This window comes from Paenarthrobacter sp. CM16 (genome assembly GCF_013179505.1).
Lineage (GTDB): Bacteria > Actinomycetota > Actinomycetes > Actinomycetales > Micrococcaceae > Arthrobacter.
In genome coordinates, this window is record NZ_JABMCX010000217.1 from 1 (window position 1) to 8,316 (window position 8,316).

General features: G+C 61.5%; 8 protein-coding genes. 1 reads left to right on the plus strand and 7 read right to left on the minus strand.

The window, feature by feature from the left end:
* The 5 genes from HP499_RS17180 to HP499_RS17200 form a co-directional block, all read right to left on the minus strand.
* Window positions 1-1,561 (minus strand): ABC transporter ATP-binding protein (locus HP499_RS17180; RefSeq protein WP_172325424.1); only part of this gene is annotated, 1,561 nt, incomplete at its 3' end.
* Window positions 1,554-2,399, minus strand: a complete 846-nt coding sequence (locus HP499_RS17185; RefSeq protein WP_172325425.1) for an ABC transporter permease — start codon at window positions 2,397-2,399, stop codon at window positions 1,554-1,556. The genes HP499_RS17180 and HP499_RS17185, both read right to left, overlap by 8 nt.
* On the minus strand, window positions 2,383-3,324 hold the full coding sequence (locus HP499_RS17190) for an ABC transporter permease (protein ID WP_172325426.1): 942 nt from the start codon (window positions 3,322-3,324) through the stop codon (window positions 2,383-2,385). The genes HP499_RS17185 and HP499_RS17190 overlap by 17 nt, the downstream gene beginning before the upstream one ends.
* A 27-nt stretch (window positions 3,325-3,351) precedes the next feature.
* Complete coding sequence (locus HP499_RS17195; protein ID WP_172325427.1) at window positions 3,352-4,902, minus strand: ABC transporter substrate-binding protein; 1,551 nt, start codon at window positions 4,900-4,902, stop codon at window positions 3,352-3,354.
* 174 nt (window positions 4,903-5,076) lie between these two features.
* The gene (locus HP499_RS17200; RefSeq protein ID WP_172325428.1) at window positions 5,077-5,502 is read right to left on the minus strand and encodes a ChaB family protein; all 426 of its coding nucleotides are present in this window, start codon (window positions 5,500-5,502) and stop codon (window positions 5,077-5,079) included.
* 115 nt (window positions 5,503-5,617) lie between these two features.
* Here HP499_RS17200 and HP499_RS17205 point away from each other — a divergent pair, with 115 nt between their 5' ends.
* Window positions 5,618-6,397: a type 1 glutamine amidotransferase domain-containing protein gene (locus HP499_RS17205; protein WP_172325429.1), complete on the plus strand. Its 780-nt coding sequence runs from the start codon at window positions 5,618-5,620 to the stop codon at window positions 6,395-6,397.
* 121 nt (window positions 6,398-6,518) lie between these two features.
* On the opposite strand, the gene HP499_RS17210 is transcribed toward HP499_RS17205, so the two are convergent.
* Window positions 6,519-7,943, minus strand: a complete 1,425-nt coding sequence (locus tag HP499_RS17210) for a glycoside hydrolase family 32 protein (protein ID WP_172325431.1) — start codon at window positions 7,941-7,943, stop codon at window positions 6,519-6,521.
* 142 nt (window positions 7,944-8,085) lie between these two features.
* Window positions 8,086-8,316 (minus strand): GH32 C-terminal domain-containing protein (locus HP499_RS17215; RefSeq protein ID WP_172325430.1); only part of this gene is annotated, 231 nt, incomplete at its 5' end.

An 8,316-nucleotide genomic window follows, 5' to 3' on the forward strand; every position in this document is an offset into this window, starting at 1 on the left:
TTTTCAGGTGCAGTCCCCGGCAGGGAATCGCGGCCGAGACCAAGTCCTTGCTGTGCTGGTGCTGCGGGTCAGTGAAGAATTTGTCGGTGTCGGTGAGTTCCACCAGGCGCCCTTGGTAGAGGACGGCGACGCGCTGGCACATATGGCGCACTACGTCCATGTCATGGGTAATCATCATCAAGGATAGTCCCCGGTCCCGGTGCAGGCGTTGGAGCAGATCAAGGATGGTCCGCTGCGTCAGCGCGTCCAGGGCAGAGGTCGCTTCGTCACAAATGAGCACTTCCGGTTCCATCAGGAGCGCCCTGGCGATGGTGATCCGTTGCAATTGACCCCCCGAGCATTGCCCGGGACGTCTGTCCAGCAGTTCGGGATCCAGTTCCACTTCGGTCATGGCTTTCTTCAACCGTGAGGCCTTTTCCCCGGCGGGTAGCCTCCTGGGAAGCGGTGCCTCCAAGCTGGCCCGGAGCGTCATCCGGGGATCGAAGGCGTCGTGGGGTTCTTGGAAGACCAGTTGGACGGCAGTCGGATCGTTCAGACGCTCTGCTGACAGGGACCGGGTAATGCTGCCCCCGCTGAGTTGGTCGAGACCCACTATGGCGCGGGCGAGGGTACTTTTCCCTGATCCTGATTGACCAAGAACGCCCAGGATCTCACCCTTCTTCAGCTCCAGGGACACAGCATCCAGTGCCGGGCTTCGTCGACGCCGGCCGCGTCCGAAATTCTTGACCACGCCGTTCAAGGTGAGCACACCTGCCTCCCGGGGAAGCTGCTTCACAGACCCCGACGGCAGGAGGTTTGATGCATCCAGGAGTCTTTGCGTATACGGGACCTTCGGATTTCCCAGCACTTCCTCAGTGGTGCCTGACTCCACGATTGTCCCTGCGTCCATCACCAGCACCCGGTCCGCGAAAGCCGCCACGGAGGCAAGGTTGTGGGTGATGTAAAGGATCCCCAGGCCGCGCTGGTTCCGTTCACGATCCAGCAGCTGCAGGATCTGGCGTTCAAGGACTTTGTCCAAAGCCGAGGTCGGTTCGTCAGCAAGCAGGATTCCTGGCTGGCCCGCCAATGCCATGGCCGTCATGGCACGTTGGGCCATGCCTCCGGACAGTTGATGCGGATATGCCTTTGCGCCCCAGAGTGGATCGTCGAATCCCACTTCATCCAACAACTCAAGCACCTTCGCCTCCGCGGCGGTGCCGCGCAATCCCGCGTGGAGTCCCAGCGGTTCCCTCAGGTGGGCGCGGATGGTCTTGTTGGGATTGAACATCTTTTTGGGCTGTTGGAACAGCATTCCCAGCCGGCCGCCGCGGATACGGTTCAGTTCAGCCTCAGGGGCACGGGTCACGTCCACGGACCCCACGTGGATGGAGCCGGAGGCAATCCGCAATTGTTGGGGCAAAAGTTGCAGGACGGACCGGGCGGTCATGGTCTTGCCGGAGCCCGAGCCTCCCACGAGCGCTACGAATTCACCGGGACGAACGGTGAGACTGACACCGGACAGGACCGGCCGCCCTGCGTCCGAACCCAGTACCGTCAGGTCCTCGATCACCAGTTCAGGCATGCTGCCCCTCCACCACCAGGACATCCACAGGGTCAGTTGCCCGCCGCGATGTCCGCTGACCTATCAACGTCACGCACAGGGCAACCAGGAAGATGGTGAGTCCAGGCGCGATAATCCCCCACGGGGCCCGTTCCGCGTAAGGCTGGGCCGCCGCCACCATGGAACCCCAGTCCGACTGCGGCGGTTGGACGCCCAGACCCAGGTAGGACAGCGCTCCTACGCTGATCAGGAGCTGCCCGAAGCGCAGCGTTGCCTGCCCCAGCATGGGGGCGGCAAGGTGCGGGATGATGTGGCGAAAAACAATGAACGACGGCGAACAGCCCACCACCCGTGCTGCTTCGACAAAACCACGTGCCGAGACGTCATAGGCAAGCGTCCGGGCCAGCCGTGCAAACGGCGTCCACCCGGTGACGGTCAGCGCCACCAGCAGCGAAGTAAAGCCCGTGCCCATGGCAGCGACAACAAACAGTGCCACCACCATCTCCGGCAGGGCCAACAGGACATCATTGGTGCGGGTAAACAGTTCATCTACCCAACCCTTACGGCGGGCGCTGAGCACGCCGACCACCAACCCAAGGACTCCCGTCAACACGGTGGCCAGTGCCGCCACCACCAAAGAGAAGCGACCGCCGTCGAGCAAGCGGCTGAGCGTATCCCGTCCGAGGTGGTCTGTCCCCAGCCAATGCTCGGCGCTGGGCGAGGCAAGCCGTGCGGCGAGGTTCTGATCGTTCGGCGGAAAAGGCGACAGCCACGGGGCAGCCGCCACCGCTGCGACTATCAGGAAGAGAATTACGACGGCGGCGCCGTCGATCGCTGACCGCTTACGCAAGGGCGCCACTCACCTTAGGGCTGAGAATCCGGTGCAGGAAGTCCGCCAGGGTGGTGATCGCGACGGCCAGCGCCACCACAACCACCACGCCTCCCTGTGCCAAGGGGATATCACTGTTGATCACGGCGTCGTAGAGCAGGCGACCCATGCCGGGGATTGCGAAGATGACTTCCACAATGACCGAACCGCCCAGAAGACCGGCGAACCACACTGCGAACAAGGTGGAGAGGGGTACCAGGCCATTGGGAATGACGTGGTGCAGGACCGTTTGCAGGCGGCTGAGGCCCCTGGCCCGGGCCGCAGGAATGTGCTCCGCTTCCGAGGCATCGATCATGCCTGAGCGAACAGCTGAGGTGAAGAAGCTGATGGGCCGAAGGGCGAGCGTAGCGGCCGGCAGGACAATGGAGGACGCCGTGTTCCAGCCCGCCGAAGGCAACCAGGCAAGTTTCAGGGCAAAGACCAAGACCAGCAAGGGCGCCAACCAGTATTCCGGCATGGCGATAAAGGACTGCGTCACAGTGGTGATGAGTTTGTCTGTCTTGCTGCCTTGCTTCAAGGCCGCCACGATGCCCAAGGGCAGGGAAACCACCACGGCGGTACCCAGAGCCACCAGCACAAGGCTGAGGGTGATGCCCAAAGCCGGCATCACCTGATCAATGACCGGGGTCCGGCTGATGTGCGATAACCCCATGTCCCCCGTGAAGAAGTCCCCCAGCCATCGCAGGTATTGGACCGGAAGGGGATCGTTCAAGCCCAGGCTGTCCGCCAGAGCCTGAACTGTGGCCTCGTCCACCACGTCTCCGGCCACGCGGGAGCGGATGATTTTCCGGACAGGATCGCCGGGAGTAACAAACGGAATCAGGAAGACGGCGAAAGACGACAACAGGACGGCGACCACCAGGGTCGCCGTCCGCTTCGCAAGGAACGTGATCATACGTGCTTTGGTTGTCTCAGCCCGTTGCTAGGAGCCGGCCTTGGCCGTTTGCGCGGTCAGGACGTAACGGGACAGCGGATCCTGGACGTAGGAAAGAACGTTGCTGCGGACGGCGTCCGTGGCTTGTTCATTGACCAACCACAAGTTGACGGCTTGGTCGTTCAGGAGTTGACCGGCCTTGGCGTAGAGCTTGTATCGATCCTCGGTGTTGGAAGTGCGTGCGGCTTCGCTGATGATGGCCTCGTACTCTTCGTTGCAGAAGTGGCTGAGGTTGTAGGTGCCCTTGCAGGTGTAGTCCGCGGTGAGGAAGCCAATGGGATCGGCGATGTCGATGAGCCTGTTGCGCTGGCTCAAGATCATGTCGTAGTTGCCCGCAAGGACGTCCGGCTCGGCCGAGGCATATTCCTTGGCCTGGATGGACACCGGAACGCCAATGTCCTTGAGGTTGTCCTGAATGACTGTTGCTACGTCGGCGAACTCTGTGCGCTCAACGATTGCGATGATCTCCAGGGGCTTATCAGCGGTGTACCCTGCAGCGGCCAGAAGCTTTTTCGCTTCCTCAACGTTCTGCTTGGGCGGGTTGGTTTCACTGGAAGCCCAGGGCTCCGAAGGTGCGAACGGACCAGCCGCCGGCAATGCAGCGCCTTCGTACACGCTCGCTGCCAACGCTTCGAGGTTGAGTGCGGACCGGAGGGCCTTACGGAAATCCACGGAGTTGAACGGTGCCCGGCCGTTGTTCATGTACAAGGTCGCCGTACGGGGCGAGTCTGCCTTCAGGACAGAAACATCCGGCGCCCCTTCCAGCGTGGAGAGGGCGGACGCTGGAATGGACAGGGAGATATCCGCCTCGCCGGTTTGTACCTGGGCCGCCCTGGTAGCACCGTTGGTGATGAAGCGGACTTCGGCGCCGGCCAGCTGGACCTTTCCACCCCAGTAGTTCTCGTTGCGGTCCAAGGTCAGGGACTGCTTGGCTTTCTCCGATACCGGTGTGAAAGGTCCAGTGCAGTGGCCGAAGGGATCAAGCGTGGCACCTTCATAGGCAGCAGGGGCGAGGATGCCGGTGTTGACGCTCGCCAGCCGGAACGGTACCAGGGGGTTATCCGCCGGTGTGGTCACGCGAACGGTTTTGGCGTCAGTGGCCTGGACGGCCGAGACAATGCCCGGGTTGAACGCCCTGGCCGGTACTTTTGCCTTGAGGACTGCATTCAGTGAAGCAGCGACCGCCTCTGCGGTGAGGTCGGTGCCGTCCTGGAACTTCACCCCTTCGCGGATGGTGAAGTCCCACTCCAGTGGTGAGACCTGCTTCCACTCAGTTGCCAGGAACGGAACAACTTTGCCCTGTGCGGAATCATATTTGGTAAGGGTCTCCAGGCAACCGGAGAGCGAGAGGATGTAGGCGGCGTCGGACTCCAATGCCCAGTTGGCTACGGGTGCCCGGAAGTTGTCCACCACAATGCGCTGGTTGGTATCAGCCACCTTCCCGGTGGCGGCTGTCTGTCCCCCACTGAGACCGCAACCGGTCAAGGAAAGAAGTGCAGCGACCCCGAGGGCTGCTGTGGAACGGCTGAATGTGCGCAAAGGAAACCGCCTGCAATGTATGCCCGGAACGGGAGGGCATGGGGAAAGGGAGACTATTTAGGTTAGCCTTACCTCCTAGCAGCAGCAAAAACGATACTCTCCTCGCGCGTGTCACAATGTGCCGCAAAACGCCCTAGGCGCCTGAAAGCCGAGCTCCATGTGCTAATGCAGAAATCAACCTTCCCGCGCTTTTCGGGTGGCGGCGTCGTTGGCCTTCTGCAGTGCCTTGACCAGCTCATCCTTGTCCATGGTTGAACGTCCCTTGATGTTCAACTCGCGGGCGCGTCGGTAGAGGTGCTCCTTCGAAGCATTGGCATCCACGCCTCCGGCCGTCGGCTTATCCGAGCGTAAACCTTCCTCGGCACGGTCATCGGAAGGTCCGCGCTCTTCTTTGGGTTCCCAATGGTCTCCGACCTTCTCATAGCTGTGCTTCAAGGATGCAAAGGCCGTCCGGGCTGCCCGGCTCTCATCGCCGTCATAGGAATCCATGGCCGAGTCGTACGTTTTGGCGAACGTGTCTTGTGCTTTCTGGTCCGAGCGTTGCAGGGTCGAGGGCAACTCGTTCTTCCGGGCATGATCGTTCTTGCCGGTCTTGGGCATATCACTCACACTCCTGATCGAGGGAACACCTTAAGCATGCGACAGCACCAGGGCCGTCCTCAAGATGCCGAAAACAGGTGGGCGTAGGGTGGAAGGTGAACGAAAGGAGCACTTCATGAAGAAAATCCTCATGGTACTAACCAGCGTTTCCGAGCTCGGCGATACGGGAGAAAAGACCGGCTACAACGTGGCCGAGGCTGCACATCCCTGGAAGGTCTTCAAAGATTCAGGCCACTTTGTTGACTTTGCGTCCATCAAGGGAGGTCAGCCTCCACGCGATGAGGTGGACGAGGGAGACCCCATCCAAGTTGCTTTCACACAAGATGAGACAACGAGGGCCGGCTTGTACAACACCGCCCGTGTGGACGTCGTGGATCCCGCTCAATATGACGCCATCTACCTCGTGGGTGGCCACGGCACCATGTGGGACTTCCCCGACAACGAAGGCCTGCAGAATCTCATAGCCAGTGTCTACAATTCCGGCGGACTGGTGGGGGCGGTCTGCCACGGGCCTGCCGGCTTGCTGAACGTCGAATTGGACAACGGGTTCCGGCTGGTCGAAGGCCGGGATGTGGCCGCTTTCACCAACGATGAAGAAGTTGCGGCAGGAAAAGACAAGGTCATTCCGTTCTTCCTGGCAGACCGGCTTGAGGAACAGGGGGCGCGCCACGTCTCCGCCGGGGTCTTTGAGGAAAAGGTGGCGGTGGATGGTCGGTTGGTCACCGGCCAAAATCCTGCCTCGGCCGCCGGTGTGGCCAAGGAAATGGAAAAGCTGTTCGCTGAAGTAATTCATCAGGAAAAGGCCGAAGAGCAGCACGACGCAGAAGTCGTACGTGCCGGGAAGGACGCGGAAAAGGCCGCCAGGAAAGAGGCCGATGCGGACGCCGGCCACTGACTGGAGGTAGTCGTGCCCCCGCGGGCGCAGGGAACGGCACCATACGCACAAAGTCAGGGCCACCGTAAAGGTGGCCCTGACTTTGGTGAATCCATTCCAAGTGGTCCGTGGTGGGGGCGGGCTAAGGCACGGCCTTGAGTTCACGGATGGTCACGTCCCGGAACGTGGCTGTTCCCTCGTGGGCATAGAGACGGATGCCGTCGTCCCCTTCGAGCGGGAAGACACGGTGCGAGTGCACCACACGGCCATCCCCGACGAACATCTCCACGCTCAAACGATCCACCAGGATCCGTAGTGCGACTCGCCCCGTGGAGGGATCCACAGGTGCTTGGCTTTCCCCTGCGGTGGGATTGATGGTGGGGCGGCGATTGACGTAGGTGAACGGGCCCCGCAGGAAGGCGCCGGCAGCAACATGCCTGCCGCCACCTGGTGCACGGCATACTTCCAGGCCCAGATTGGCCGGCGGTGCGGCCGGATCCCACTCCACCTCGCAGCTCAGGTCATAGGCGTTGGAGCGGACCAACAAATCATGAGTGCCCGAAACCGCCACATCACCGAGCCGATGTGTCCGCTTCACATACTCCCCCAGCGCGGATGTGGGTGAAGAGGCCAGGTAGTAGGCACCATTTCCATGCTTAAGCCGCACATCGCGGACGATCATGTCATCGCCGTTGTAGCCGTCGGTGGCAAGCGTTGGCGTGTTGTGGGGATAGTCCCAGAAATTTGCCCAGCCGATCGCACGGCGAAGGGTTGGATCCTCCGCACCCGATGCATCGTACTGCGGGTACGTCACTGCACCATAGAAATCGAAACCATAGTCCAGCCATTCCGGCTCCGGACGGTCCGGGGTGAAGGAGCTGCCATCGAACGTTCCGGTCCAATACGCATACGTAGCGGGCAGTCCGCGGCCCTTGCCGTTCGCACTGGTGCCCAGGACCCAATGCGAGGTGTCGTCGTCGGCCGTCATCCGAAAGAGATCGGGGCACTCCAGCAAGCCCAGGTCCTCACGGACAAACTCGCCAACGCGCTTCCAGGACCGCAGGTCCGGCGATGTGTAGAAGCCGAGCTTCTGCCCCTCGGCATTGGCCATGAACCACTGGCCACGGTCCGCATCCCAAACAACCTTGGGATCACGGAAATCGTGCACGCCGGGATTCAGCAGCACGGGAGCCTCACCGCCGGGCTTGAAAGAGCGGCCCCTGTCCGTGGAATACCAGAGGTACTGTGCTTGCCGGCCTTCCGGCGCCTGGGTTACCAGGGCTATGACCGTCCCCGCTCCATATCCGGCAGTGTTGGCCTCATCAACCACCATGCATCCGGACCAACAGTCACCGTTGCCGTTACTGAACTTTGGAATCGCGACACCGCGGTCGCGGAATGCCACGTGATCGGTGGTGGTGGCCCGGCGCCATGATGTGCCACCACCGCCACTGATGTAGTCAGCGTTGTACAAGTAGTAATAGTGGTACTCACCATCAAGGTAAATGGGCCGCTGGGGATCGTTCTTCCAGTTCTCAGGCACGCTGAAGTGATAGACGGGGCGCATTCGGGATGATCCTTTCGAGGGGCCACCTGTTGCCATGGCAGGTCCACCAGGAGCGGACAGTGCAATGGACCCGCCCAAGGCAGCGGCACCGGCGCCGGTCAGGAGACCACGGCGTGATACTGACGGAGATTTTTCCATGGGCCTAGCTCCGTTCCGGGAACAGGCTGCGGGTCTCTTCAAACACCCCGGCCATAGTCCAGGCATCGAAGGAGAGGAGCCGCACCGAACCTTTGGTGGCGGTCAATCTCACGCGCTCGCCGCCCAGGGTCGGATAGACCCGGGCCGTGAGCGGCTTCCCGTTGGCGAAAATTTCGACGGCGGACCGGTCCACCAGGACACGCAGCCGAACCCGCCCGTCCGGCATGGGAACGGG

Excerpts from the sequence above, each read along its gene's own strand:
- HP499_RS17190 (WP_172325426.1), bottom strand. The coding sequence starts at position 3,324 with ATGATCACGTTCCTTGCGAAGCGGACGGCGACCCTGGTGGTCGCCGTC.
- HP499_RS17205 (WP_172325429.1), top strand. The coding sequence starts at position 5,618 with ATGAAGAAAATCCTCATGGTACTAACCAGCGTTTCCGAGCTCGGCGAT.
- HP499_RS17210 (WP_172325431.1), bottom strand. The coding sequence starts at position 7,943 with ATGCGCCCCGTCTATCACTTCAGCGTGCCTGAGAACTGGAAGAACGAT.
- HP499_RS17200 (WP_172325428.1), bottom strand. The coding sequence starts at position 5,502 with ATGCCCAAGACCGGCAAGAACGATCATGCCCGGAAGAACGAGTTGCCC.